At 66.0% G+C, this 25,621-nt stretch carries 27 protein-coding genes and 1 riboswitch; of the genes, 18 read left to right on the top strand and 9 right to left on the bottom strand.

The annotated features are described in order from the left end of the window. Window positions 1-76 precede the first annotated feature (76 nt). The 9 genes from clsA to F7O44_RS04910 all read left to right on the top strand — a co-directional run bounded on the left by clsA (window position 77) and on the right by F7O44_RS04910 (window position 6,348). Window positions 77-694, top strand: a complete 618-nt coding sequence (gene clsA / locus F7O44_RS04950) for a cardiolipin synthase ClsA (protein ID WP_222851068.1) — start codon at window positions 77-79, stop codon at window positions 692-694. A gap of 29 nt (window positions 695-723) precedes the next feature. Further along, a complete protein-coding gene (locus F7O44_RS31630) occupies window positions 724-1,572 on the top strand; it encodes a DUF881 domain-containing protein (RefSeq protein ID WP_162448999.1) in 849 nt (282 codons plus the stop codon). Then, window positions 1,569-1,901, top strand: a complete 333-nt coding sequence (locus F7O44_RS04940) for a DUF1290 domain-containing protein (RefSeq protein WP_162448998.1) — start codon at window positions 1,569-1,571, stop codon at window positions 1,899-1,901. The genes F7O44_RS31630 and F7O44_RS04940 overlap by 4 nt, the downstream gene beginning before the upstream one ends. Before the next feature lie 5 nt (window positions 1,902-1,906). Next, window positions 1,907-2,911, top strand: coding sequence for a DUF881 domain-containing protein (locus tag F7O44_RS04935; RefSeq protein ID WP_246220799.1), 1,005 nt, complete (start codon window positions 1,907-1,909; stop codon window positions 2,909-2,911). 131 nt (window positions 2,912-3,042) lie between these two features. Beyond that, the gene (gene gcvH / locus F7O44_RS04930; RefSeq protein WP_162448996.1) at window positions 3,043-3,429 is read left to right on the top strand and encodes a glycine cleavage system protein GcvH; all 387 of its coding nucleotides are present in this window, start codon (window positions 3,043-3,045) and stop codon (window positions 3,427-3,429) included. A 176-nt stretch (window positions 3,430-3,605) separates the two neighbouring features. Then, complete coding sequence (locus F7O44_RS04925; protein WP_162448995.1) at window positions 3,606-4,130, top strand: FHA domain-containing protein; 525 nt, start codon at window positions 3,606-3,608, stop codon at window positions 4,128-4,130. Then, window positions 4,127-4,837 carry a transcriptional regulator FtsR gene (ftsR, locus tag F7O44_RS04920; RefSeq protein ID WP_222851067.1) on the top strand — a complete coding sequence of 237 codons (711 nt, stop codon included), beginning with the start codon at window positions 4,127-4,129 and terminating at the stop codon, window positions 4,835-4,837. The genes F7O44_RS04925 and ftsR overlap by 4 nt, the downstream gene beginning before the upstream one ends. Before the next feature lie 125 nt (window positions 4,838-4,962). Then, window positions 4,963-5,463 carry a bifunctional nuclease domain-containing protein gene (locus F7O44_RS04915; protein ID WP_162448994.1) on the top strand — a complete coding sequence of 167 codons (501 nt, stop codon included), beginning with the start codon at window positions 4,963-4,965 and terminating at the stop codon, window positions 5,461-5,463. Window positions 5,464-5,763: 300 nt separating this feature from the next. Beyond that, a complete protein-coding gene (locus F7O44_RS04910; protein WP_162449357.1) occupies window positions 5,764-6,348 on the top strand; it encodes a MerR family transcriptional regulator in 585 nt (194 codons plus the stop codon). Window positions 6,349-6,367: 19 nt separating this feature from the next. On the opposite strand, the gene F7O44_RS04905 is transcribed toward F7O44_RS04910, so the two are convergent. The 3 genes from F7O44_RS04905 to F7O44_RS04895 form a co-directional block, all read right to left on the bottom strand. After that, entirely contained in the window at window positions 6,368-7,006 is a 639-nt protein-coding gene (locus F7O44_RS04905; protein ID WP_162449355.1) for a potassium channel family protein, read from the bottom strand. A 22-nt stretch (window positions 7,007-7,028) separates the two neighbouring features. Continuing rightward, window positions 7,029-8,417, bottom strand: coding sequence for a TrkH family potassium uptake protein (locus F7O44_RS04900; protein WP_222851066.1), 1,389 nt, complete (start codon window positions 8,415-8,417; stop codon window positions 7,029-7,031). Window positions 8,418-8,508: 91 nt separating this feature from the next. Next, complete coding sequence (locus tag F7O44_RS04895; RefSeq protein ID WP_222851065.1) at window positions 8,509-9,897, bottom strand: TrkH family potassium uptake protein; 1,389 nt, start codon at window positions 9,895-9,897, stop codon at window positions 8,509-8,511. A 239-nt stretch (window positions 9,898-10,136) separates the two neighbouring features. Further along, window positions 10,137-10,240, top strand: a riboswitch (glycine riboswitch). 82 nt (window positions 10,241-10,322) lie between these two features. Here F7O44_RS04895 and gcvP point away from each other — a divergent pair. Both gcvP and F7O44_RS04885 read left to right on the top strand, forming a co-directional pair. Next, entirely contained in the window at window positions 10,323-13,193 is a 2,871-nt protein-coding gene (gcvP, locus tag F7O44_RS04890) for an aminomethyl-transferring glycine dehydrogenase (RefSeq protein ID WP_162448993.1), read from the top strand. A 239-nt stretch (window positions 13,194-13,432) separates the two neighbouring features. Beyond that, window positions 13,433-14,230, top strand: coding sequence for a DedA family protein (locus F7O44_RS04885; protein ID WP_162448992.1), 798 nt, complete (start codon window positions 13,433-13,435; stop codon window positions 14,228-14,230). Between the two features lie 40 nt (window positions 14,231-14,270). Here F7O44_RS04885 and F7O44_RS04880 read toward each other — a convergent pair whose 3' ends face one another. Together F7O44_RS04880 and F7O44_RS04875 are read right to left on the bottom strand one after the other, a co-directional pair. Further along, a complete protein-coding gene (locus F7O44_RS04880) occupies window positions 14,271-15,662 on the bottom strand; it encodes a metallopeptidase TldD-related protein (protein ID WP_222851064.1) in 1,392 nt (463 codons plus the stop codon). Next, window positions 15,659-17,185 carry a metallopeptidase TldD-related protein gene (locus F7O44_RS04875; RefSeq protein ID WP_162448991.1) on the bottom strand — a complete coding sequence of 509 codons (1,527 nt, stop codon included), beginning with the start codon at window positions 17,183-17,185 and terminating at the stop codon, window positions 15,659-15,661. Before F7O44_RS04875 ends, F7O44_RS04880 begins: the two co-directional genes overlap by 4 nt. A gap of 232 nt (window positions 17,186-17,417) precedes the next feature. On the opposite strand from F7O44_RS04875, the gene aroC reads away from it, so the two are divergent. From aroC to aroQ, 4 genes are all read left to right on the top strand, one after another. After that, window positions 17,418-18,614, top strand: a complete 1,197-nt coding sequence (aroC, locus tag F7O44_RS04870; protein WP_162448990.1) for a chorismate synthase — start codon at window positions 17,418-17,420, stop codon at window positions 18,612-18,614. Further along, window positions 18,611-19,108 (top strand): shikimate kinase, encoded by a 498-nt coding sequence (locus F7O44_RS04865; RefSeq protein ID WP_162448989.1) that lies wholly within the window; start codon window positions 18,611-18,613, stop codon window positions 19,106-19,108. The genes aroC and F7O44_RS04865 overlap by 4 nt, the downstream gene beginning before the upstream one ends. Next, window positions 19,101-20,192, top strand: a complete 1,092-nt coding sequence (aroB, locus tag F7O44_RS04860) for a 3-dehydroquinate synthase (protein WP_162448988.1) — start codon at window positions 19,101-19,103, stop codon at window positions 20,190-20,192. The genes F7O44_RS04865 and aroB overlap by 8 nt, the downstream gene beginning before the upstream one ends. A 64-nt stretch (window positions 20,193-20,256) precedes the next feature. Further along, window positions 20,257-20,688, top strand: coding sequence for a type II 3-dehydroquinate dehydratase (aroQ, locus tag F7O44_RS04855; RefSeq protein ID WP_162448987.1), 432 nt, complete (start codon window positions 20,257-20,259; stop codon window positions 20,686-20,688). A 91-nt stretch (window positions 20,689-20,779) separates the two neighbouring features. Here aroQ and F7O44_RS04850 read toward each other — a convergent pair whose 3' ends face one another. The 3 genes from F7O44_RS04850 to F7O44_RS04840 all read right to left on the bottom strand — a co-directional run bounded on the left by F7O44_RS04850 (window position 20,780) and on the right by F7O44_RS04840 (window position 22,226). Then, complete coding sequence (locus F7O44_RS04850; RefSeq protein ID WP_162448986.1) at window positions 20,780-21,232, bottom strand: PIN domain-containing protein; 453 nt, start codon at window positions 21,230-21,232, stop codon at window positions 20,780-20,782. A 98-nt stretch (window positions 21,233-21,330) separates the two neighbouring features. Continuing rightward, a complete protein-coding gene (locus tag F7O44_RS04845) occupies window positions 21,331-21,645 on the bottom strand; it encodes a toxin-antitoxin system HicB family antitoxin (RefSeq protein WP_162448985.1) in 315 nt (104 codons plus the stop codon). Between the two features lie 128 nt (window positions 21,646-21,773). After that, on the bottom strand, window positions 21,774-22,226 hold the full coding sequence (locus F7O44_RS04840; RefSeq protein WP_162448984.1) for a hypothetical protein: 453 nt from the start codon (window positions 22,224-22,226) through the stop codon (window positions 21,774-21,776). 110 nt (window positions 22,227-22,336) lie between these two features. Between F7O44_RS04840 and F7O44_RS04835 the strand changes: the two genes are divergently transcribed. From F7O44_RS04835 to nusB, 3 genes are read left to right on the top strand one after another with little or no spacing between them, the layout of a single operon-like run. Beyond that, window positions 22,337-23,440: a M24 family metallopeptidase gene (locus tag F7O44_RS04835; protein ID WP_162448983.1), complete on the top strand. Its 1,104-nt coding sequence runs from the start codon at window positions 22,337-22,339 to the stop codon at window positions 23,438-23,440. 40 nt (window positions 23,441-23,480) lie between these two features. Beyond that, window positions 23,481-24,041, top strand: coding sequence for an elongation factor P (gene efp / locus F7O44_RS04830; RefSeq protein ID WP_162448982.1), 561 nt, complete (start codon window positions 23,481-23,483; stop codon window positions 24,039-24,041). Between the two features lie 15 nt (window positions 24,042-24,056). Further along, a complete protein-coding gene (gene nusB / locus F7O44_RS04825) occupies window positions 24,057-24,467 on the top strand; it encodes a transcription antitermination factor NusB (RefSeq protein WP_162448981.1) in 411 nt (136 codons plus the stop codon). A 38-nt stretch (window positions 24,468-24,505) separates the two neighbouring features. On the opposite strand, the gene F7O44_RS04820 is transcribed toward nusB, so the two are convergent. After that, complete coding sequence (locus F7O44_RS04820) at window positions 24,506-25,543, bottom strand: M48 family metallopeptidase (RefSeq protein WP_162448980.1); 1,038 nt, start codon at window positions 25,541-25,543, stop codon at window positions 24,506-24,508. Window positions 25,544-25,621 lie beyond the last annotated feature (78 nt).

Genomic DNA, 25,621 nt, shown 5'->3' with positions numbered 1-25,621 from the left:
TGGCTGAATGACGGCGGCCCAAAGCCGCGGTGTACCGTGGGTCCGGACAGCTTACGCGGCAGAAAGGGCGGTCCGCGTGGATCCGCAGGACACGGAGGTGCAGACCAATCGGGTCTTCACCATTCCCAACCTGCTGTCGTTACTCCGGCTTCTCGGGGTGCCGCTGTTTCTCTGGTTGATCCTGGTTGAAGAGGCCGATTTATGGGCGCTTGGCGTGCTCGCGTTCGCCGGAATCAGCGACTATCTCGACGGCAAGCTCGCGCGCCGGTGGAATCAGGTCAGCCGGCTCGGTGAACTTCTTGATCCATTGGCCGACCGGCTATACATCTTCAGCACCATCATCGCATTCGTGCTGCGCGACATCATTCCGTTGTGGTTCGCGATCTTGCTTGTGGCGCGAGACGTCTTTTTGCTGGCTCTGGTGCCTCTGCTGCGCCGCCGGGGTCTCATCAGTCTGCCCGTGCATTTCCTGGGTAAAGCGGCGACATTCTGTCTGCTCTACGCGTTTCCGCTCTTGCTGCTGGGCATCGGAGACGGTACTCTCGCCATGTTGGCACAGGTGTTCGGGTGGGCATTTGCGGTTTGGGGAGTCGCGCTCTACTGGTGGGCCGGGATCCTCTATGCCGAGCAGGTGCGCCGTGTGCTGCGAGACAATCCGGCAGCAGAAGAGCAGGAAGCCGAGCACGACCAATGAGCTTCGGTTAGGCGTGCAACGATATGACGGTGGCGGGCAAGAAGAACCACGGAACGCGTCCCCGCGACGCGTCGATGTCGCTGCTCAATAACATCTTTGCTCAGCCGCTCGACCCCGGATATCAGCAAGCGGCCGCCCGGCGGGAAAAGAGTGGCGACCCCGGTGGCGGGTCCCGGTTTTCGTTGGCATTGGTGGTCGGCATGCTGGCGCTCGGATTGCTCCTGGCCATGGCCATTCTCCAGGCACAGGGTACCGCCAGCGTGATCTCGGCCGAGCGAGAAGGGCTGATCGAGCGGATCCGCGTTCAGGAGGAACAGGTCGAGCGGCTCAGCGAGTCGATGGATTCTCTGCAATCCGAGATCTCGGACCTCGAGGACACTCTGCTACGCCAGTCGGCCACCGGGCAGCAACTGCGAGACAGGTTGCAGTTGCTGCGCAGTGCCGCGGGAACCATGCCGGTATCCGGACCGGGCGTGGCCGTGGTCCTCGACGATGCCGAAGACGTCGAAGCCGCCGAGAATCCCCAACTGGCTCGAGTACTCGATGTAGACCTTCAGCTAGTGGTGAACGGCCTGTGGACGGCGGGGGCGGAAGCAATCAGTATCAATGGTCAACGGCTGACGGCCTTGAGCGGCATCCGCGGGGCCAACAATATGATTCATGTCAATCATCAGCCGCTCAAACCGCCGTACGCGGTGTGGGCTATCGGTGATTCACGTACACTTCCGAGCCGGTTCAGTGAGAACATCGGCGGCGAGAGTCTGCGGGTAGCCGCGAGCCACGGCGTCAGATACGCGGTACGCGCCGAAGAAGCGCTGGACCTGCCCGCGGCCAACCCGTCGCTGGCGTACGCCGAGAGCCCAGAGGAGGTCCCGTGATCCCCGCCTTCGGACTCCTCATCGGAGTCATCGCCGGGTTGTTCCTGGACGTATCCGTTCCGCTGGAACTTCAGCCCTACATGCCGATCGCCATCGTCGCCGCGCTCGATGCCGTCTTCGGTGGAATCCGGGCGGTGATGGAAGGCATCTTCGATAACAAGGTGTTTGTCGTCTCATTCGTTGCGAATGTACTGATCGCGGCTTTGATCGTCTTTCTGGGCGATCAGCTTGGTGTAGGCGCGCAGCTTTCCACCGCTGTGATCGTCGTCCTCGGTATTCGGATCTTCACCAATGTGGCCAGCATCAGGCGTCTCGTGTTCCGGGCGTGAGCGGTATGGCAGAGGACGAGAACCACAAGGGTGAGGCCGCCGGCCAGGCTTATGACGATGCCAAGGCGGTGGACCAGGAACCGGCGCAGGAAGCAGCGGACCAGGAGCCGGATACCAAGGCGGTAGAGCAGGAGCCGGCCCACAAGGCGGAGGCCATAGAACCCGAGCCCAGGGCCAAGGGCAAGGAGCCAGAGCACAAGGCCAAGGGCAAGGAGCCAGAGCACAAGGCCAGCAGTCCGGTCACGGAGGCGCCCCGGTTTCGGCCGGTGGCTCCCTCGGGTGCCAAGCGGTTCTGGCGTGCCTTGGCGACCCGTCCGCAAACCAGTCATTTGGGTGTCGGCCTGCTGGTCGGCCTCCTCGGGTTCGCCGCCGTCGTTCAAGTGCGCGGCGACGAGGAAGACGCACTCGCCCACGCCCGTCGAGATGAGCTCGTACAGATCCTCGACGGCCTGAGCCGGCAGGGTGACCGGCTCGAAGATGAGATCACTGGTCTCCGCCGCAGCCGCGAGGAACTCGTCAGCGGTGCTGACGCCGAGAGCGTGGCGATGACGCAGGCCGAGGACCGGCTGCGGCAAGCTGAGATCATCGCGGGTACGGCTCCGGCCACGGGACCGGGCATCCAGATGACCATCAGCGATCCGGATGCCCGTGTCACCAAGAACGAGCTCTTCTCCGCCGTGCAGGAGTTGCGTACTGCTGATGCCGAGGCTATTCAGATCGAGGGTGTCGGTAATGACAACTCGGTGCGCGTCGTCACCGATACCCACTTCCTCGATGCCGAGCAGGGCGTCAGCGTGTCGGGCGTCGAACTGCGGCCGACGTACGTCATCACGGCTATCGGAAACCCTGTCAATCTCGACCAGGCGATGCATTTTCCGCAGGGTGTGGTGTACAAGCTCAACGAGGTCGGGGCGGAGGTGACGGTCACCCAGTTCAGCGAGCTGACCGTCGACAAGCTGCATGAGGTCCGTGAACCGGAATTCGCTCGTCCGGCGCCGGAGGAAGACTAGTGCCGTGGGCCGGACGTCCGGTCCGCGGCACCAGACTCGGAGGTCGCGTACATCGGCGCCTACGAGCCGTGTGATGATGTGGCGTGCACGCCGGAAGGTGTCACGCCGTTTTGAGGAGGCAGAGTTCATCGATGTACCCCGACGACCTGAAGTACACGTCAGAGCATGAGTGGGTGCGCAAGCCCGGAGACGCCGAGGGCAGTGTCCGGGTGGGTATCACTCATTTTGCCCAGGAGCAGCTGGGCGACATCGTCTATGTCCAGCTGCCCGCGGTGGGTGACGAGGTCACCGGAGGACAGGCCTGCGGCGAGCTGGAGTCGACGAAGAGCGTGAGCGACCTGTACGCACCGTTGACCGGACGCGTGGTGGCTCGCAACGATGAACTTGATTCCGCGCCGGAGCGGATCAACAACGACCCCTACGGCGCCGGTTGGATGTTCGAGATCGTTCCGGAAGATCCAGGAGCTTTCGACGGGTTGCTGAGTGCCGCAGACTACCGATCCCAGGTCGAGGGCTGAGCGACGGCGGTGAATGTCCGCCGGACATCATCCGTCGAAGTTGACCCTGTGCCTAGTGCGGCCATAAGTTTCCATTATCTTTTCTCAACCCTGGAGGCGGAGATCGCGAGTCTGGCATAGACTCACGACGCGCCGAAGATGTCGAGCCGCGGACGCAGCGGCGGGAGGCCGAGCCGATGCCGTTCTGTACCCAGTGCGGGCACGAGAATCCGAGTGATGCCCGGTTCTGCTCGCAGTGTGGAGCAAGGATCGTGACGTCTGTGTCGCAGGTTGAATCCGGCGATGCGACGAGCACGATGATGATTCCGCGCGAAGACGCAGACCGAGACGAAGGTCGTGATCTCGGGCCGAGTGATCAAGCCGCGGTTGATGCCCTCCCGGAGGGTAGCGCGCTGCTTGTGGTGTTGCGTGGTCCCAACGCCGGCAGCCGGTTCCTGCTGGACTCCGACATGGTCAGCGTGGGGCGCCATCCGGATTCGGACATCTTCCTCGACGACGTCACGGTGTCCCGCCGCCATGCCGAGTTCCGCCGGATCGAAGGTGGCTTCCTCGTCTCCGACGTCGGCAGCCTCAACGGCACGTACGTGAATCGGGATCGTGTCGACGAGGTCGTGCTGACCAACGGTGACGAGGTGCAGGTCGGCAAATATCGATTGGTCTTCTACTCCAGTCAGCACGGATTCGGAGGCGGACCGAGGTGAGCTCGGCGCTGCCGGCTCGCCAGACCATGAGCATCGGGGAGGTTCTGGCCCAGCTGCGGCCAGATTTTCCCGACGTCAGCATCTCCAAGATCCGTTTCCTGGAGACCGAGGGTCTGGTCGAGCCGCAGCGTTCTTCCTCCGGATACCGGCGTTTCACCGGTGACGACATCGCCCGGCTGCGCTACGTCCTGACGGTTCAGCGTGATCACTACCTGCCGCTGCGAGTCATCAAGGAACAGCTCGAACAGCTCGACCGCGGGATGGAACTGGTCTCCGACGGTGAGCGCACGGTCACTCCTTACACTGCCGCCAACGCGAAGAGCGCACCCCAGGACGAAGTCGCGCTGAGCCGGTCGTCTCTCCTCGAAGCCGCTGGCATCGAGGAGGAGCTCCTGGCGGAGCTCGAGTCGTACTCTCTGGTGCGAGCCGGCCGTTCGGGTGTCTATGACGCCCACGCCCTGTTTGTGGCCCGTACAGCCGGTGAGCTGGCTCAGTATGGCCTCGAGCCCCGGCATCTACGATCGGTGCGCAGTGCCGCTGAGCGTGAGGTCGATCTCGTCGAACAGGTCCTGGCTCCGATGCTGCGCCAGCGCAGTGCCGATGCCGCCGGACGAGCGGAGGAGACGGCGGCGGAGATCGCCCGGTTGACCACCCGGCTCCATGCCGCGTTTGTCGACGCGGGCGTGCATCGCCTACGCAGCCGGTAGTCCCCACGCCTGAATCAGACCGTTTCGCGGGCGCGGGCGTCGCTGCCGAACTGAATCGGCCCACGCCGACGGATTCTCTGGACGGGCCCTGGGAGCCGGGGCGATGCCGGGGTAGTCTGGGATGCGTGCGCGAACTCGACGTTGTCGGCGTCCGGGTGGAGATGCCGTCCAATCAGCCGATCGTACTCCTGCGCGAGGTGGGCGGTAATCGGTATTTGCCCATCTGGATCGGAGCGGTGGAGGCCACCGCTATCGCCTTCGCCCAGCAGGGTGTGGTGCCGCCTCGGCCGCTGACCCATGATCTGTTCAAAGATGTCCTGGAGGCGATGGGCACTGCCCTCGAGCAGGTGCGTATCACCGAGGTGCGGGACGGCACGTACTACGCCGAGCTGGTGTTCACCGGCGGCGTAGAGGTCAGTTCGCGTCCGTCGGACTCGATTGCGCTCGCGTTGCGGACCGGCTCGCCGATCTATGCCGCCGACATGCTCCTTGACGAGGCTGGTGTGCTGATGGCGGACGGGGACTCGGAGTCTGACGAGGTGTCCGAAGACGAGGTCGCCAAGTTCAGGGAGTTCCTCGATCAAGTGTCGCCGGAAGACTTCCACGGCCAGCCCCCGGAACGCTGAGACGGCCATGACATCCGCCACGAGCTTGCGCCATGATCGCCACCGAGGCGGGCCGGCAGGCGATATCACCTATTGGCGCCGGGCGCTGGGCAATTCCGCCCGATTCCATTGTTCGCGCAGCTCAGATGTGGTGAGGCGGGTCGCGCGGCAGCCACGGTCATTCATCCGGGGTCTTAAGTCTGAAGTCCAGCTTGAGGCTTACCCGCGTGTTGCGTTGACCGTTGATCGCTGTCCGCCTAGCGTCACTCCTGTCACATCCATAACGAAGGGGACGGCGTGAGCGCAGACAAGACATCCGGTATCGACTCGCCTGGGCGTTATGTTGACTCCGCTGCTGGCGCCGTCCACGGTCAGGGTCAGCTGTTCGACACCGTTGTCGGGAGTGTTCCGGACGACGTCGGATACCGCGGGCCGACGGCCTGCAACGCCGCGGGTATCACCTATCGGCAGCTCGACTACTGGGCGCGTACCGGTTTAGTTGAGCCGACGGTCCGCTCGGCGACGGGTTCGGGCAGCCAGCGGCTGTACTCGTTCCGTGACATCCTCGTTCTCAAGATCGTGAAGCGTCTCCTCGACACCGGCGTCTCGCTCCAGCAAATCCGCCAGGCCGTCACCCACCTGCGCGAGCGCGGTGTCCAGGACCTCGCGGGCATCACCCTGATGAGCGACGGCGCCAGCGTCTATGAGTGCACCTCTGCCGACGAGGTCGTCGATCTGGTCCAGGGCGGCCAGGGTGTGTTCGGCATCGCCGTGGGCCGGGTGTGGCGCGAGGTTGAAGCGACGTTGGTCGAGCTTCCCGGCGAGCGAGCCGGTGACGACGACCAGGAGCATCCTGGCGACCAGCTGGCAGCGCGTCGCCGTGCCCGCGCTGCCAAGCCGGCGTGACCCGGCCGGAAGGCCGGATTCAGGAGGCTTCGCTGAACCTCTCCGTGTCGCGCGCCAGGCCGGAGACGATGACGGTGTCGCCGGGGCGGATGATCGTCTCGGCAGTGGCATAGGTGAAGCCTTCACCGGGCCGCTTGATCGCCACGACCGTGACACCGTACTCCTGGCGTACCTTCGAGTCACTGAGCCGCTTGCCGACGATATGCGCCGGGGGAGTGGTCTTCACCATGGCGAAGCCGTCTTCGAACTCGATGTAGTCCATCATCCGGCCGCGCACGAGGTGAGCTACCCGGATGCCCATGTCGTGTTCGGGCCGGGTGACGTGGTGGACGCCGATCTGGGTCAGGATGCGAGCGTGCGAATTGCTGATCGCTTTGGCCCAGATGTTGGGGATGCCGATCTCGACGAGCGACGACGCGGTCAGGATGCTCGACTCGATGTCGGAGCCGATACCGACGACGGCGCGGGTGAACTCGTGCACGGACAGCTGGCGCAGCACCTCGATCTTCGTGGTGTCGGCCACCACGGCGTGGGTGAGCCGCCCTGACACATTCTGGACCTTGTCGGCGTCGGCATCGATGCCGAGCACCTCGGTCTCCTCTTTCATCAGCTCCAGTGCCAGCGACTTGCCGAACCGGCCCAGCCCGCAGACCACCACGACATTGCTGTCGCGCTGCTTCTTAGCCAATGATCGGCCTCCCTTCAGGAAGCTCGTACAGACGCGTGCGCTGACGCAAGGCCAGAGCGGTGCCGAGCGTGATCGGGCCTAGTCGCCCGACGAACATCAATACCACCAGAAGTCCTTGTATGCCGGCCGGAAGATCCGCGGTGATCCCGGTAGACAGACCCACTGTACAGGCCGCGGATATCACTTCGAACAGAACACGATCGAGGCTGAACAGGTCAGTGACGAACAGGATGAACACGGTCGGTATGACCACTAGGGCCACCGTCAGCAACGCGACAGTAAGTGCCTGGCGCTGTACCCGCGAACTGATCTGGCGGTCGAAGATGTTGACGTGTGGTTCGCCGCGCAACTCGGAGTAGATGACGAAGAACAACAAGGCAAAGGTGGTGACCTTGATCCCGCCCCCGGTGCCTGCGCTGCCGGCGCCGATGAACATGAGCACGTCGGTGCCGAGCCAGGTGGCCTCGGTCATCTGCTCGACGTCGAGGCTGTTGAAGCCGGTTGAGCGGGGCATCGCGCCATGGAAGAAGCCGTTCAGGAACTTGCCGGCAAGACTGAGCGGACCGAGCGTCTCGTCGTTGCGCCACTCGCTGGCCATGATGAAGGCGGAGCCGAGAACGAGCAGGAGCACGGTCATCGAGACCGTGAGTTTGGTGTGCAGGCTCCAGCCGCGGGGCTTCCAGAATTGACGGCGCATCTCGAGCAGAACCGGGAATCCGATGCCGCCGCAGATCGCGGCGATGGCGATCGGCAGGAGCACCAAGGGATCGTTGACGAAGCCTTCGAGGCTGTCGTTGTAGAGCGAGAAACCGGCGTTGTTGAACGCGGAGACGGCGTGAAACGTCCCCAGGTAGAGGGCACGCCCGAAGGACTCGTCGTGACCCACGATGAGCCGGGTGGTCAGGATGACCATGACCGTGACCTCGAAGGTGATGCTGAGCTTGGCGACACCGGTGACCACCCGGCGGACGTCGCCCAGGCCGAGGCTCTTCGTCTCGGCGGCCGTCGTCAGGCGGGAGCGCAGGTTCATCCGCCGCGATACGAGCACGACCAGCAGAGAGCTCATGGTCATGATCCCGAAGCCACCGACCTGGAAGAGACCCATGATGACGACCTCGCCGAAGGTCGACCAGTAGTCCGGTGTGCTCACGACGATGAGCCCGACGATGCAGACCGCCGACGTAGCGGTGAACAACGCTTCGATGAAGCTCGCAGAGCCCGGTGCCTCCGTGGCGATCGGCAACATCAGAATGACCGTGCCAACCGAGACCATGAACGCGAAGCCCGCGACGACGAACTGTGCGGGATGCGTGAATCGCGGCCGGTGCTTGATCAGCCATGCCAGCCAGCCCGCATCGCGTGCCGCATTGTCCCCGTGCACTCGCGCGACATTACACGGCTGGGAAGCGACCGCAACCGATCAGGGCCAATGTCGGCCCGCTATCTCGCAGAGTGGGCGCGGATCTGGAACGTCAGCCAATGATCGGTCGGCCTTCTGGCAGGTCATAGAGTTTTTCGTCTTGGCGCAGCGCAAGCGCGCTGGCGAAGGTGATCGGGCCGATCCGGCCGACGAACATCAGCACGACGATGGCGAGGTGAGCCGCCGGCGGGAGTTCAGCGGTGATGCCGGTGGACAAACCAACCGTCGAGAATGCGGAGACGACCTCGAAGAGGACCTGGTCAGTACCGAAGTCGGTGGTCTCGACGATGATGATGGTCGGTATCACGACTGCCGCCACACTGAGCAGCGCCACGGTCAGTGCCTGCCGCTGAACTCGCGGGCCGACCTTGCGGTCGAAGACATTGACGGCGCGTCGGCCGCGGACCTCGGCCATGATCACGAACAGCAACAGGAAGAAGGTCGTGACCTTGATGCCGCCGGCCGTCCCCGCGCTCCCGCCGCCGATGAACATCAGCACATCGGTGCCCAGCCAGGTGCCCTCGGTCATCTCACCCACGTCGAGGCTGTTGAAGCCGGCCGTGCGTGGCATGACGGAGTGGAAGAACCCGTTCATGATCTTGGACGGCAGGCTCAACCGCCCCAGAGTGCCGTCATTGTGCCACTCACTGAGCAACATGAACGCGGTACCGCCGACAAGGAGCACCGCCGTCGCCCAGACCGTGATCTTGGTATGCAGGCTCCATCGTCCGGGCTGGCGGAACTCCCGGCGCAGCTCCAGCAGCACGGGGAATCCGATGCCACCGCAGATCACCGCGACGGCGATGGGCAGGAGGATCCAGGGATCATTGACGAACTGTTCGAGTGAGTCGACGTATAGCGAGAAGCCGGCGTTGTTGAAGGCCGAGATGGCATGGAACACGCCCAGGTAGGCGGCTCGCCCGATCGGCTCGTCGTATCCGGTCGCCAGGCGCGCGGTCAGGACGATTGCCGTGACCACCTCGAAGACAACGCTCACCTTGGCGACGCCGACGATGACCCGGCGGACATCACCCAGGCCGAGGCTCTTGGTCTCCGCTGCCGTGGTCAAGCGCGAGCGCAGTCCGATCCTGCGGGACACGAGCAGGACCAGCAGCGAGGCCATCGTCATCAGGCCGAAGCCGCCGACTTGAATGAGCCCGAGGATGACGATCTCGCCGAACGTCGACCAGTACACCGGGGTGTCGACGACGATCAGTCCGGTGACGCACACACCAGACGTGGCGGTGAACAACGCCTCAACGAATGTGGCCGAACCGGGGCCCTCACGGGCTACGGGAAGGGACAGCAGAACCGTCCCGACCGCGATCGCGGAGCCGAACCCGGCTACGACGTATTGGGCTGGATGACGAAACCGGGGGCGTCTCCGCAGCGCGCGGCTGGCCCAGCGGCGCGCTTGGAGCCCCCGAGACTCCTTCTGCACCGCCCTGACGTTACACCTGACGCGGAGTGCGCCCTCGCCCAGGACACACCGGGGCTCCGCATCGGTGATCGTGAGCGGATTCTTGCTCCGATCGCCTCGGCAAAACGGGCAAAACGCCGCTGTTGACGGCAAGAATCCGCTCACGATCACCGCAGGTTGGGGAGGAGGAGAACGGCGCCGCTCACGTAGGTGAGATCGGAGTGAACACGAGAGCGCGTTATGCTGGGCGGCATAGCCGTCGACTCCGGCCGGGAGAGTCTTCGCAGCGGATGTGACCGCTGCGGGGCGCCGAAGGGGCAACATCCCCGTCAACCTCTCAGGCATCAAGGACCGGCCGGGACAGGCGACTCTGGAGTGCTGGCATGCGCCGGCGTGACAGAGGGGGAGCGCTCGAGTACACCCGTGTAGACCGAGGAGCTCCAAACATGTCGACTTCCCCCCGCGTCCAGCCGCTGACGGGCGTCTCGGATGGCGCACCCTTCGTCGCCCGGCACGTCGGGCCGCGAGATGACGAGATCGCGACCATGCTCGCGGCCGTCGGGTACGAGTCTCTTGACGCCCTGACCGACGCGGCCGTGCCGGAAGCTATCCGCACCTTGAGTGAGCTCGACCTGCCCGATCCGAGCACCGAGCTCGAAGCGCTGGAGGAGCTGCGTCAGCTGTCGCGGCGCAACCGGCGGCAGACCCAGATGATCGGCCAGGGTTATTCCGACACCGTGACGCCGCCCGTCGTCGTCCGTCGAGTGCTCGAGAATCCAGGCTGGTACACCGCCTACACGCCTTACCAGCCGGAGATCTCACAGGGCCGGCTGGAGGCCTTGCTGAACTTCCAGACCATGGTGGCCGATCTGACCGGGCTGCCCACCGCCAACGCCAGCCTGCTCGACGAAGCCACCGCGGCGGCGGAGGCCATGACCCTGATGCGGCGTGCCGTGCGCGGCGGGCCGGACCGGTTCGTCGTCGACGCGGACTGCCTCCCGCAGACCATCGCCGTCGTTCAGACCCGCGCGGAACCGCTGGGCATCACCGTCGAGGTGGCCGACCTCGAGGGTGGGCTCCCGGAGGGCGAGCTGTTCGGCGTATTGCTGCAATACCCGGGGTCGTCGGGTCAGGTCCGGGACCTGCGTCCGCTGATCGACGAGGTGCATGCCCGCGGCGCACAGGTCGCGGTGGCCGCGGATCTTTTGGCGCTGACGCTGCTGACACCGCCCGGAGAGATGGGCGCCGACGTCGTCGTCGGAAGCTCCCAGCGCTTCGGCGTCCCTCTGGGCTACGGCGGACCCCACGCCGGCTACATCGGTGTGCGCTCCGGCCTGGAACGCGGACTGCCGGGCCGTCTCGTCGGCGTCTCAGTGGACGCTGACGGCTCACAGGCGTACCGGCTGGCGCTTCAGACCCGCGAGCAGCACATCCGCCGTGAGCGCGCCACGTCCAACATCTGCACGGCGCAGGTGCTCCTCGCCGTCGTCGCATCGATGTACGCGGTGTGGCACGGACCGGACGGCTTGAGAGACATCGCCCGCCGTGTCCACGGCCACGCGTCGATGCTCGCGGTTCAACTGCGTGCCGGCGGAGTCGAAGTCGTCCACGACGCGTTCTTCGACACCGTGCTGGCGAAGGTTCCGGGGCGGGCCGAGGCGGTCGTCGCCGAGGCGGCGGAGCTCGGAATCAACCTCGGCCTGGACGGACCCGACCGGGTACGTGTGGCGTGCGACGAGGTGACCACCGACGCGGACATCGCGGTGGTGCTGAAGGCGTTCGGCACCGGCGTCGAACCCACCCACGAGATCCGTTCCGGCATTCCGGCGCAGCTGCAGCGCAGCAGCGAGTTCCTCACCCACCCGGTGTTCAACGCGCATCGCTCCGAGACCTCGATGCTGCGCTACCTGCGGCGGCTGGCGGACAAGGACTACGCGCTCGACCGAGGCATGATTCCGCTCGGCTCGTGCACCATGAAGCTCAATGCCGCCACTGAGATGGAGCCGATCACCTGGCCCGGTTTCGCCGGCATCCACCCGTTCGTGCCGATCGAACAGGCCGAAGGGTACCTCGAACTCATCCGGCAGCTGGAAAAGTGGCTGGCCACCATCACCGGGTATGCCGCCGTGTCGATGCAGCCCAACGCCGGATCCCAGGGTGAGCTGGCTGGCCTGCTCGCCATCCGCGCCTACCACCGTTCTCGCGGCGACGACCAGCGTGACGTGTGCCTGATCCCGTCCAGCGCGCACGGCACCAATGCCGCGTCGGCCGTCATGGCGGGTATGCGAGTGGCGGTCGTGGCCGGTGCGGACGACGGCACGGTGGACCTCGACGACCTCCGCGCCAAGATCGACGAGCACGGTGACCGCCTGGCCGCGATCATGGTGACCTATCCTTCGACCCACGGCGTCTACGAGGAAGGCATCGCCGAGATCGCTCGCCTGGTGCACGACGCCGGTGGCCAGGTGTACGTTGACGGCGCGAACCTCAACGCGCTCGTCGGCCTCGCCAAGCCCGGAGAGTTCGGCGCCGATGTCAGCCACCTGAACCTGCACAAGACCTTCTGCATCCCGCACGGCGGAGGTGGGCCGGGTGTGGGCCCGATCGGGGTACGCGAGCACTTGCGGCCGTTCCTGCCCAACCATCCACTGCTGCCGGAGGCGGGCCCGGCCACCGGAGTCGGGCCGGTGGCCGCCGCACCGTTCGGCTCGGCTTCGATTCTGCCGATCTCGTGGGCCTATATCCGGATGATGGGCCCGGATGGGCTGAAGCTCGCCACCCAGGTGGCAGTGCTGGCCGCCAACTACGTGGCAGTGCGGCTCCGGGATCATTTCCCGGTGCTCTACACCGGCCGCAACGGTCTGGTGGCGCATGAGTGCATCGTCGATCTGCGGCCGATGACCAAGGAAAGCGGAGTGACGGTCGACGACGTCGCCAAGCGGCTGATCGACTACGGCTTCCACGCGCCGACGATGTCCTTCCCGGTCGCCGGCACGTTGATGATCGAGCCCACGGAGTCCGAGGACCTGGCCGAGCTGGACCGGTTCTGCGATGCGATGATCGCCATCCGCGCCGAGGCCGAACGGGTGCGCTCGGGTGACTGGCCGGCCGAGGACAACCCGCTGCGTAATGCGCCGCACACCGCATCGTCACTGGTGGCGGAGTGGGACCACCCGTACAGCCGCGCCACCGCGGTGTATCCGTCGGGGGCGCCGGCCGACGAGAAGTACTGGCCGCCGGTACGCCGGATCGACGGCGCCTACGGCGACCGGAACCTCGTGTGCTCCTGCCCGGCGCCCGAGGCGTTCGAGAGCTGAGCCCCGGAGCCTGCCCCGGTTGGCTCCACCCAAACCCGTGATCATGAGCACCGGGTAAGTGTTCATGATGAGGGGAAACCCCTCCGGGTGAATGAGGGAATAATCCGCCTGTGGTCGTACGTCCTTGCAGGGAAGTCGGCGTAACGTCGTGAAAGGATAGAAGCGTTCCGGTCGGCGGCTGGGTGTTCTGCAGGGGTCACCGCCGGAGTGGCACATAGTGGCTCGGCGGGAAGAGGACCATGCTGGAGGCATTGGGGGAGTTCGCGGACGCGATCCTGGAGATCGCCCAGAACGCGATGTCCTCACCGTGGATCTACGTCGTTATCCTGCTGTTCGCCGCCATCGACTCGGTCCTTCCGCTCGTTCCGGCGGAGACGCTGGTCATCACCGCCGGCGTGTTCGCCGCGAGCGGGGCGCCGTCGTTGTGGCTGTTGATCCTGGTGGCGGCCACGGGCGCCTACATCGGCGACCACATGGCCTACGGCATAGGCCGCTATGCTGGCAGACGTCTGTACAACCGTTCCAAACCTGGATCCAAGATGCGTTCCGGGTTCGGGTGGGCCGAACAGCAGCTCCAAGAACGCGGTGGGCTGATCCTGGTGGTCTGCCGGCAGATTCCGGGAGGCCGTACCGCCGTCACGCTGACCGCGGGAACGGTGCACTATCCGCTCCGGAAGTTCTCGTTCTTCGAGATATTCGCGGCATTGTCCTGGGGGATGTATGCCGGCCTGATCGGATACTTCGGCGGTATCACCTTCGGTGAAGAACCCTTGAAGGGCCTCGCGGTCGGGTTCTCCATCGCCATCGGTATCACCGCTATCGTGGAGCTCACCCGGTTCTTGATCAACAGGCGTCGTCGCCGCCTGAACGGCCAAACCGCCCCGGAGGGGTCAAGTCCGGAGGCCGGCGGCGAGGCAGCGGGCGGCAGCGCGTCAAACGGCGCAGATGACGGCACCGCTCCGGGCGCGGACCGCCCTAGCGAGTTGGTTGAGGTCCCCGATGCCCCGGACTCCGGCCCCGAGGGCCGGCAACCCTGACCAGGCACCGCCCGACCGGATGCGGCCTCGGGGGCCGCTCCTACGACGCCTGGCTGACCGACGACATATTGAAGTCCGGCACCCGCAGCGCTGGCATAGCGGTCCGCGGGAAGTAGTCGCCGAACTCCCGGCCGACAGTGTGGACGGTTTCGCTGGCATGGCTGAAGCGGCTCAGCAGCGAGATGGGGCTTTCGTTGAACCGGAAGTTGTTCACCGCTCCGGTCACCTCGCCGTTCTCCACCAGGTAGACGCCGTCCCTGGTCAGCCCGGTCAGCAGCAGCGTCTGCGGGTCCACTTCACGGATGTACCAGAGGCAGGTGAGCAGTAGGCCACGCTCGACACCGGAGACGAGATCGTCAATGTCACCGCCGGCGTCACCGACGTCGAGTCCCAGGTTTTCGATGGCCGGTGTGACCGGCAGCCCGGTCAGGTCGGCCGAATGCCTCGTCTGGATGAGTGCCGACAGCGTCCCCTCGGAGATCCACTCGGTGCGCTGAAGCTGAAGCCCGTTGTCGAAGACGCTCTGCGCCGCGGACGACGCGCGGGCCAGCGCAAACGGGGTGCTGGTCAGGCCGGGCACGGCCGGGTCGGACCACAGCGTGACCGGGCGGTCGGCGATCTTCTCGCCGACCCGGGTGCCGGCTCCGGGTTTCGAATACACGGTGCGGCCGTCGTGGGCGTCTCGTGCGCTCATGTTCCAGTAGGCGTAGACCATCAGGTCGGAGACCGCGCTGGGCGGCAGCACGGTGTCGTAGTGGCCGGCCGGCAACTCGACGGCGCGTTGTGACCAGGCCAGCCGACGGGTGAGCTCGGCGTCGAGCACGTTGATGTCGAGATCCGCCACGTCTCGCACGGCCTGGCCGACCCAGGCAGAGCTGGCCAGGTCGGCTGTCTTGCCGGTGATGCCGATATTTCCGGTGGGCTGCTCGTGGCGGTAGCGCCAGCCGGTCGAGGTGCCGACGTAGGTGGTGCGAACGTCGTGCTCGACATAGCCGTAGAGCACCCGCTGTTCGTTGCGGCCGCGGATGAACGCCTCTCCCAAAGCCGGGGCGATGCTCTGGAACGCCGTCGCCGAGGTCCGTCCGGGCTCGTCGTACCAGTCCGTGGCCGCTTCGCCGTCCAGCAATGGCTGTGCGTCTTCGGCGGCACCGTTGTCCTGCGCGGCTTGCTCGGCGGAGCGGACGAATGGTTCTAGATCATCCGGCGTGACGGCGCTGCGGGCCACGACACCGGAGGCCGCGCCTGTGCCCGCGCCGACCGTCGCGATGACAGTGACCTGGCGGGCATGCATGACGCCGTTCGTGGTCAACGCGTTGTTGGCCCAGCGCAGGTTGGCGGACGAGTTCTCGTCGACCAGCACGATCATGCCGTCGGACTTGGACAGCTCGAGGCAGCGTTCGACGATCTCCTGGGGTGTCATCGGCTGGCTCACTGGCCCCCCTCCTGCCCGGTGTTGAGAATGTTGATATCGCGCATCAGGACGGATGGACAGCCGTGCGAGACCGGTGCGATCTGTCCTGGCTGGGCTTTGCCGCAGTTGAAAGCGCCGCCCAGTACGTATGTTTGCGGGCCCCCGACAGCGTCCAGAGAGCCCCAGAACTCGGTGGTGGTCGCCTGGTAGGCGACGTCGCGGAGCTGCCCTGCCAGCTGGCCGTTCTTGATCCGGTAGAAGCGTTGTCCGGTGAACTGGAAGTTGTATCTCTGCATGTCGATCGACCATGACTTGTCGCCGACGACGTAGATGCCGTCCTCCACCCGTGAGATGAGGTCTTCGGTGGACGGACCCGCATCGGCCGGCTGGAGCGAGACGTTGGCCATGCGTTGCACGGGCACGTGACCGGGGGAGTCGGCGAACGCGCAGCCGTTTGACCGGCTGGTGCCGAGTACCTCGGCATTGGCCTGCGCCATGGCACGGTCCAGCTGGTAGCCGACCAGGACCCCGTCGCGGACGATGTCCCACTGCTGGGTCTGCACGCCTTCGTCGTCGTAACCGATGGTGGACAGCCCGTACGGCGCGGTGCGATCACCGGTGACCTGCATGGCAGGCGAGCCGTAGCGCAGGGTGCCCAGCTGGTCGAGGGTGGCGAACGAGGTTCCGGCGTAGTTCGCTTCGTACCCGAGCGCACGGTCCAGTTCGGTGGCGTGGCCGATCGACTCGTGGATGGTGAGCCAAAGATTGCTGGGATGGATGACGAGGTCGTATCGCCCGGGTGTCACGCCTGGAGCAGCTAGCTTCTCGGCCAGCAGCGGCCCGAGCTCGTCGAGTGCTTCGTCCCAGTCGAAAACGCCGTCTGCCCCGGTGATGTACTCCCAGCCGCGCCCGGCAGGAGCAGCCAGGGTGCGCATGGTCTCGAACCGTCCGCTCTCGGCGTCGACCGCCAAGGCATCGAAGAACAGCTGCACCCGGACTCGCTGTTGGGTGGTGACGGTGCCGGCGGTGTCGGCATAGAACTTGTTCTCGAGCACCTGTCCCAGCTGGGCGGTGACGTGGTCGACACCGTCCTGGCTCAGCACGCGCCTGGAGCGTTCGGCCAGGAGCCCGATCTTCTCCGCGTCGGGAACCGTGAACGGATCGATCTCATAGGCGGAGACCCACGTCACGTCCGAGTGGACCGGTTCGGCGGCGATCTCGACGCGGTTCGGATTCAGGTCGCGGGCGACCTTCGCCAGCTCGACGGCGCGATCGACGACACGGACGGCCTCTTCGGTCGTGAGGTCGACGGCCGCGGCGAAACCCCAGGTGCCCTCATGGAGGACCCGAACGCAGAACCCGACGTCCTCGCCGTCGCGGCTGCCGTCGAGATTGCCGTCGCGCAGTGTGAGGTCCTGGGACCGGATCCGTTCCAGCCGGAAGTCGGCGTGTTCCACCCCGAGGCTGCGGGCGTGGTTCAGGGCGGTATCGGCGAGCAAGCGCATGGGAAGCGACAAGAAGGCCGCATCGAGATCGTGTGGCACGCTCGCGAGACTATCTCACATACCGGGCGATGGTGTGCCCGCCCGCGGCTCAGTTGTTCCTCGCCCGCCGATGCTCGGCCCCTTCTCGCGTTGATCATGGGCAGATGGCACCTTCTCGAGCTCGAATAGGTGCCATCTGCCCATGATCAACGCGAGAAAGGGGGGAAAGCGTCGACCGGGAAATGGGGAGTGGGAGACGGGCGCGGCGGCGTTGCGTGGGAAGATGTGCATCATGCTCAGATGGCTCACAGCGGGGGAGTCGCACGGCCCCGCACTCGTCGCAATCCTCGAAGGACTTCCGGCCGACGTCCAGGTGGCCTCCGACGATATCGCCGCGGCGCTGGCCCGGCGACGGCTCGGCTACGGCCGTGGTGCGCGGATGTCGTTCGAGGCGGACGAGGTCACGTTCCTCGGTGGCGTCCGGCACGGCCGCACGCTCGGCAGTCCGGTGGCCGTTCAGGTGGCCAACTCCGAGTGGCCGAAGTGGGAGCGGGTCATGGCGCCGGACCCGGTTGATCCGGCTGAGCTCGAAGGCCTGGCCCGCAACGCACCGCTCACCCGGCCGCGCCCGGGCCATGCGGACCTCGCCGGCATGCAGAAGTACGGTTTCGACGAAGCCCGGCCGGTGCTGGAACGGGCCAGTGCCCGTGAGACGGCTGCCCGGGTGGCGCTCGGCGCTTTGGCCGCGGCATTTCTCGATCAGGCCTGTGGTGTGCGGCTGGTGAGTCACACCGTCGAGCTCGGCACCGTGGCCGCGCCGCCAGGTACGCCGTTGCCCGGACCCGACGATGTCGAGAAGCTCGACGCCGATCCGCTGCGCTGCTTCCACCAGGACACCAGCGCGGCGATGGTGACCGAGGTCGACGAGACCCGCAAGGCCGGCGACACCCTCGGCGGCGTGGTGGAGGTCGTGGTGCACGGCATGCCGCCTGGCATCGGCAGCTATGTTCACGGCGACCGCCGTCTCGACGCCCGGCTGGCCGGAGCGCTCATGAGCATCCAGGCCATCAAGGGCGTCGAGGTGGGCGACGGCTTCGAGCTGGCCCGCACCAGGGGTTCCGATGCGCAGGACGAGATCGAGGCGGTCGAGGGCGGCGGCGTGCGGCGCACGTCCGGGCGCTCCGGCGGCATCGAGGGCGGCATGTCCACCGGCGAGATCATGCGGGTCCGGGCCGCGATGAAACCTATCTCCACCGTGCCGCGGGCCCTGCGTACCATCGACACCGCCACCGGTGAGGAAGCCCGGGCTCATCATCAGCGCTCGGACGTCTGCGCGGTCCCGGCAGCCGGAGTGGTGGCCGAGGCCATGGTGGCGCTGGTGGTAGCGCAGACGGTGCTGGAGAAGCTCGGCGGCGACTCGGTCCCGGAGACGGCCCGCAACCTGCGCGCCTACCTGGACGCGATCCCGGATCGGCTGGCCGTACGGTGAGCCCGCGAGTGGTGCTCGTCGGGCCGCCCGGCGCGGGTAAGTCGAGCGTCGGCCGGCGGGTCGCCGCTCACCTGGGGATGCGCCTGCGCGACACCGACACCGACATCGAACGTCTGGCCGGCAAGGCGATCACCGAGATCTTCATCGACGACGGCGAACCTGCCTTCCGGCAGATGGAGCGCGAAGCCGTCTCGGCTGCGCTGGCGGAGCACGACGGTGTGCTGTCACTCGGCGGGGGAGCGGTGGGCGACGCCGGCATCCGCGCGGAGCTCGGGCGGCACCACGTGGTCTTCCTGGATGTCGGACTGGCCGACGCCGTGTCGCGAGTTGGGCTCAACAAGGATCGGCCGCTGCTGCTGGACAGTCCACGAGCGCAGTTGAAACGGCTGCTCGATGAGCGACGGCCGCTGTACGAAGAGGTTGCGACGGTCACAGTTGTCACCAGCGGCCGCAGTATCGACGAGGTCGCGCAGGAGGTCATCGCACATGTCTGACGGGCCAGGCGCCGCGACGCGCATCAGCGTCGGCGGCGACGCGCCGTATGAGGTGGTAGTCGGGCGAGGGCTGCTGGGTGAGCTGCCGCGGCTGATCGGCCGAGATGCCCGGCGGGTGGCGGTGATCCATCCTGCCGGCTTGCGAACGACGGCCGATGCGGTTCGCGACGATCTCAACGGCGAAGGCTACGAGGCGCACGCCGTCGAGATACCCGACGCCGAGGACGCGAAGGCAGCAGAGGTTGCCGCCTACTGCTGGTCGGTCTTGGGACGCATCGGCATGACCCGATCGGATGCGATCGTCGGTATCGGCGGAGGGGCGAGCACCGATCTCGCGGGCTTCGTCGCGGCGACCTGGCTGCGCGGGGTGCGCTGGGTGCCGGTGCCGACGACGGTGCTGGGTATGGTCGACGCCGCGATCGGCGGCAAAACAGGCATTAACACGGCCGAAGGTAAGAACTTGGTGGGGGCGTTCCACCCGCCGGCCGGTGTGTTGTGTGATCTCGCGACCCTCGCCACGCTGCCGAAGAACGAGTACGTGGCCGGCCTGGCCGAAGTGATCAAAGCCGGCTTCATCGCCGATCCGGGCATTCTGGAGATCATCGAGTCCGATCCGGACGGCGCATCGCTGCCGGACGGGCCCTACGTGCAGGAGCTGGTGGAGCGGTCTGTGCGGGTGAAAGCCGACGTCGTCGGCGCTGACCTGCGCGAGTCCGGCCTGCGGGAGATCCTCAACTACGGGCACACCCTCGGGCACGCGGTCGAGAAGGTAGAGCGTTACCGCTGGCGCCACGGCGCCGCGATCTCGGTGGGCATGGTGTTCGCGGCCGAGTTGGGCCGGGTCGCCGGCCGCCTCGACGACGTCACCGCCGACCGGCACCGCACCATCCTCGAGCGCATGGGACTGCCGACCCATTACCCGGCTGAGGCATGGCCGCGGCTGCTCGAGGCGATGCGCGTGGACAAGAAGAGCCGCGGAGACCTGCTGCGGTTCGTCGTTCTCGACGGGCTGGCCAAGCCAGGCATTCTCGAAGGGCCGGACCCACAGCTGCTCGTAGCGGCGTTCAGCGAAGTGTCCGGATGAGACGGTTGTCAGACGCGCCTGGATGGCGGTGCGCTGAACGCCTGGATGGGAGATGCTGGCCGATATGAAACGTGTTCTGGTACTCAACGGGCCCAACCTAGGGCGTCTCGGTTCACGTGAGCCGGATGTGTACGGCAGCACGTCCTATGCGGGACTGGTCGAGTTGTGCGAGCGGGTCGGCAAGGAGCTGGGTCTCGACGTCGAGGTTCGCCAGACCGATGACGAGTCAGAGCTGGTGCACTGGCTGCACGACGCCGCCGATGCCGGCATTCCGGTGGTGCTCAACCCCGCGGCGTTCACGCATTACTCGTACGCGTTGCGCGACGCCTGTGCCCAGTTGAGTGCGCCGCTGGTCGAGGTGCATATCTCGAACCCGGCCACTCGCGAGTCTTTCCGCCACACCAGCGTGGTGGCGGGTGTGGCCACCGGAACCATCGCCGGTTTCGGCCTCGGCTCCTATGAGCTCGCCTTGCGCGCGCTGGCCAACCCCCAGTGATCGTGAGCGCGTTGTGGTCGCGAAAACACCGCCACAACGCCCTGACGATCACCAGATCGCAGCCGAATCTTACTCACGATCACGGGCAGGTTCAGATCGGGACGAAGCCGAGGGCCTTGGCCGCGCGTCGTTGCGACTGCCGGTGGGTGGCGAACCCGACTTGTTCGCCGGGCTCGGTGAGTTGCCGGACGACGAGATCGGCGACGGCGAGGTGCATCGCCTCGAGCGGGCCCAGCGCATAGTGCCGGACGATGGTGAGCGCGGCGCTCTCGGTGGCGGCCACGTCGGCTCGGGCGAGGTTGATCGGACCGTCGGGGGAGACTTCCTCGTGCAGCTTCTCGATCAGGATGTCGGCGTCGGGCAGCCCTTTCGAATGCCGGGCCCGAACCAGCGTAGAGGTGACTTCGATGAGCGTGAACGTGGCGGTGACCAGGAGTCTCTCGTCCTCGATCAGCGCTCGGGCCTCCGCGTGCCCAGGCTCTGCGGCTAGATACGAGCGCAGCAGAACCGACGAATCCACGTATGTCAGTGTTGTGTCGACCACCCTTGATCCCCTCTCACAGGCCCATCCCACAAACCCACGGCTCGACAAGCGAGAGCATCACCTCCCGGCATGTAGAGGTGCGGCACCGAAAGCTGCCGTCATTTACTTTCTGGCTGTTCAGTTGCCCATAGTTCGTCCATCACCGGCCCGACGTGTTCGGTTCCCTTGAGTGCCGCCTCGAACCGTTCCCGCGGGACCGGGGGAGCGGGTGTTTCGACGAGCACGCCCATCTGCCGGGCCTTCTCGCGGAGGCGATAACGGCGGGTGACGAGGCCGTTTGATGCGTTCAACGGAGGCGCGGCGGCGTCGAGTACCTGGTTGGCCAGAGCGTTGACGGAGACGCCTTCGCGTTTGGCTTTCTCGGTCAGCCGGGCATGGAGGTCGTCGGGGATCCGCACGAGTAACTGACGCATGTGATCAGCGTATAACGGCGGAACCGAAGATGCTAGCGCGGGGGTGATATCAGATCATCTTCTCCGCCACCAGGCGTTAGGTGACGGAGAGCCGATCGTGTTGCGAGACCTGTCGACGCCGCGTGGTTCTAGAGCGCGTTGACGAAGTTGCGCGCCTCGCGCGCGTTCATGCCGGTGCGATCCCGCAGCAACTGGATCGCCGCCGTGCGTTTGTGTGGGTCTTGAGCGACCAGCGCATGCAGTCTGGTCAGGAGATCGTCGTCGATGACGGCGCTGGGCCCGGCCTCGGTGGCTGGCGTCTCGGGGTCGGGGAACACCCGGCCGACCATGAGCGCCTGAACCACGAGTGTGGCCTCATGGGCCGAGATCTTGGCCTGCTTGCGTACGTGCTTGATGGCTTCCTCGGTGTGGCCTTGGTGGGCCAGAGTGCGTGCCTCGTCTTGAAGTCTCGTAGCGAGCTCGAACTGAGGCGCGTTGATGATCTCGGCCGGCTCGCTTTTGCGATCGGCGCTGCGCCGGATGATAAATAGGCTCGCCGCGATGGCTAGCACGAGCACGATGATCAGGCCGGCCTCGATCATGATCAAAATGGTAACCCACGACGGCAGATCTATGAGATGAGAATCTCGTATTGCGGATGAGGAATGAGCCCGCTGACGCTCCCCGGTGGCAGACCTCTTAAAGTCGGTGTATGCCTGAACTTCACGCCGACCGCCGTGCTCGGCTGGTGACCCACCTCGAGGCCCAGGACGTCGACGCCGCATTGATCACACGGCTGGTGAATGTGCGCTATCTGACGGGTTTGAGCAGCAGCAACGCTGCCCTGCTCGTGACGGCCGACGGTGAGGTGACGCTGGCTACCGACGGCAGGTATGCCACCGCGGCGGCTGAGAAGGCGCCGGATGTCGAGCTGGTGGTGATTCGCGGCGTAGCCACTGAACTGGCCAAACGGGCAACAACCGGGGGAGCCGGCAGATTGGCCGTAGAAGCACACGAGATGACGCTCGAGCTCGCCGCTGCCGTCCAGTCCGAGTTGGACGAGGCCGGCGGAGCGGCTGAGCTGAGGCATCTGGGCCGGGTGGTCGAAGACCTGCGGGCCGTCAAGGACGAATCCGAGCTCGAAGCGTTGCGGCGCGCATGCGAGATTTCCAGTGAGGCGCTGGAAGCCCTGTTGAGCGCCGGTGGCCTGCTGGGGCGTACCGAAAAGGAGATCGCCCGCGATCTCGAGTGGCGGATGTACCAGCTGGGTGCCGATGCCGTCGCGTTCGAGACCATCGTGGCTGCTGGCGCCAACAGCGCGGTTCCACATCATCGGCCTACCGACTCAGTCGTCCAGCGTGGAGACTTCGTCAAGATCGACTTCGGCGCGGCCTACCAGGGCTATCACGCCGACTGCACTCGCACGTGTGTTGTCGGAGCGCAGCCCGCTGACTGGCAGCGCGAAATCTACGACATCGTCGCCACGGCGCAACGAGACGGCCGCGAGGCTCTGGTGCCGGGCGCCGAATGCATCGGCGTGGACCAGGCGGCGCGGACGGTCATCGCCGACGCCGGCTACAAGGAACAGTTCGGCCACGGCACCGGGCACGGCGTTGGCCTGGAGGTTCATGAGGCGCCGACACTGGGGTACTCAGCAGTGGGTACACTGGCTGAGCGCATGACGGTGACCGTCGAGCCTGGTGTTTACCTGCCGGGCCGCGGGGGTGTTCGAATCGAGGACACACTTGCGGTCTGGGATGACGGCCCGGAGCTGCTCACACCGTTGACCAAGGAGTTGCTGGTGCTCGACGCCTGATCGAGCCCGGCCCAGACGACGACGAAGAGGCACTACTGACGTGGCGACCACCAACGACCTCAAGAACGGCACGGTTCTGAACCTGGACGGGCAACTCTGGACGGTCCTGGACTTCCAGCATGTCAAGCCCGGCAAGGGCGGCGCGTTCGTGCGCACCAAACTCAAGCATGTGCTGTCCGGCAAGGTAGTGGACAAGACGTTCAACGCCGGAGTCAAGGTCGAGACCGCCAATGTCGACAAGCGGGAGATGACCTACCTGTACCGCGATGCCGACGCGTTCGTGGTGATGGACACCCAGTCCTACGAGCAGATCCACGTCCCGGCCGAGACGGTCGGAGACGCCGAGAACTACCTGCTGGAGAACCAGGACATCACCGTCGGGTTGCACGAAGGCAACCCGCTGTTCGTCGAGCTTCCGCCATCTGTGGTGCTCACCATCGAGTACACCGAGCCCGGTGTCCAGGGCGACCGCTCAACCGGCGGCAACAAGCCGGCGCGCCTCGAGACCGGCCACGAGATCGCGGTCCCGCTGTTCATCACCAACGGCGAGAAGGTCAAAGTGGACACCCGGGACGGCTCGTACCTCGGCCGGGCTTCCTGAAAGCCGTAGCCGACGATGCCCGCCCGCAGCCGCGCCCGTAAGCGGGCCCTGGACATTCTCTTCGAGTCGGAGCAGCAAGGTCTCGCACCCGGCGCCACGCTGTCCCGGTGGGTCTCCGCCGGGGAACCCCCGGTGAACGAGTACACGGTGACCCTCGTCGAGGGCGTCATCGAGTATCGGGATCGCATCGACGAATTGCTGACCGCCTACGCCGAGGGCTGGACGCTCGACCGGATGCCCGCGGTGGATCGCAACGTGCTGCGCATGGGCGCCTACGAGATCCTGTACCGCGACGACGTCCCGGATCCGGTTGCGATCAGCGAAGCGGTCGCGCTGGTGCGTGAACTGTCGACGGACGAATCGCCCGGCTTCGTCAACGGGCTGCTTGCGCGCGTTATCGAGGTCAAGCCGAGCCTCAGCAGCTGAGCCGCCGAGGCTCGTGCCCGGAACGACGCCGAAGCCCCTTACTCCTCGCCGCGATCGCGCTCCTCGCGGTTGCGGTTGAAGATGTTGTCGAAGATCTTGCCGCTGGCGTCCTGAGCGCCGCCTGCGACGTCACGCAGGATCTTCATCAACGGATCAGCCGAGCGTGCCCATGCTTCTTGGTACGACTTCGCGGCGTTTCTCGCCTCCTGGCTGATCGAGGCGTCGGCGTCGTCGCTGCGACGGGCGTAGTCGCCGGCGAGGATACGGCTGTACTCGCCCGAACCGGCCCAGTGGTCGAGCTCGGCGAGCCGGACCACGGCGTGCGGATGGGTACGGCCCATCAGACTGAGCAGTTTCAGCAGGCCGTCGCGGGCGTCCTCAGCGGCGTCGTACTCGCGAGCCTGCTGGTGGAAGGCCTCGATGTCCATTTCGGCCAGCCGCGAGCCGCCGGCCAGCTTCATCAGTGCCCGCTTCGCGGCGTCCGGGTCCTGCAACGTGAGCAGGCCGGCGCGGTCCGCGGACAACTCGGACTTGCGGTGCCACTCTTCGAGAGCCAGCACGATGGCGCGCAGGCCGACGTATCCGAGCGGCAGCCAGGCGACTCGCAGCGCGAGATTGGTCAGAGCCAGCAGAAGCGTGCGATAGACGGCGTGCCCGGAGAGGATATGGCCGACCTCGTGACCCACGACGAAGCGGCGTTCTTCGGCATCGAGGAGATCGAACAGGCCGGTGCTGACCACGATGAACGGCTTGTCCTTGCCGATGGCCATGGCTCTCGGCACCGGGTCGAGAACCACGTAGAGGTCGGGCACGTCGGGCAGATCCAAGATGTGCACGGCGTCGACGACGTCCTGGTGGACGGCGGCGAACTGGGTCTCTCCTACGCGGACGGCGCCGGAGAGGAAGTGCAGGCGCAGCGCACGTTCGCTGAACAGTCCGGCCATCTTGCGCAGCACGGTGTCGAAGCCGCGCAGGGACCGCAGCGCGACGAGCGCTCCGCGATCGGCCGGGTGCTCGTAGGCGCGCGAGCTGATGTCGGGGAAACGGGTGCGAGTGCGGTCGGGCGTCGTAGCCATAACGGCCATCGTATGCTCCGGTGTGCGCGAAGCCACGGTGGGACGGTGAGCTCTTTCCCCGAGCGCGGGGACGAGCGA

Source organism: Phytoactinopolyspora mesophila, from assembly GCF_010122465.1.
Lineage (GTDB): Bacteria > Actinomycetota > Actinomycetes > Jiangellales > Jiangellaceae > Phytoactinopolyspora > Phytoactinopolyspora mesophila.
This window is presented reverse-complemented; position numbering and strand designations above follow the sequence as displayed.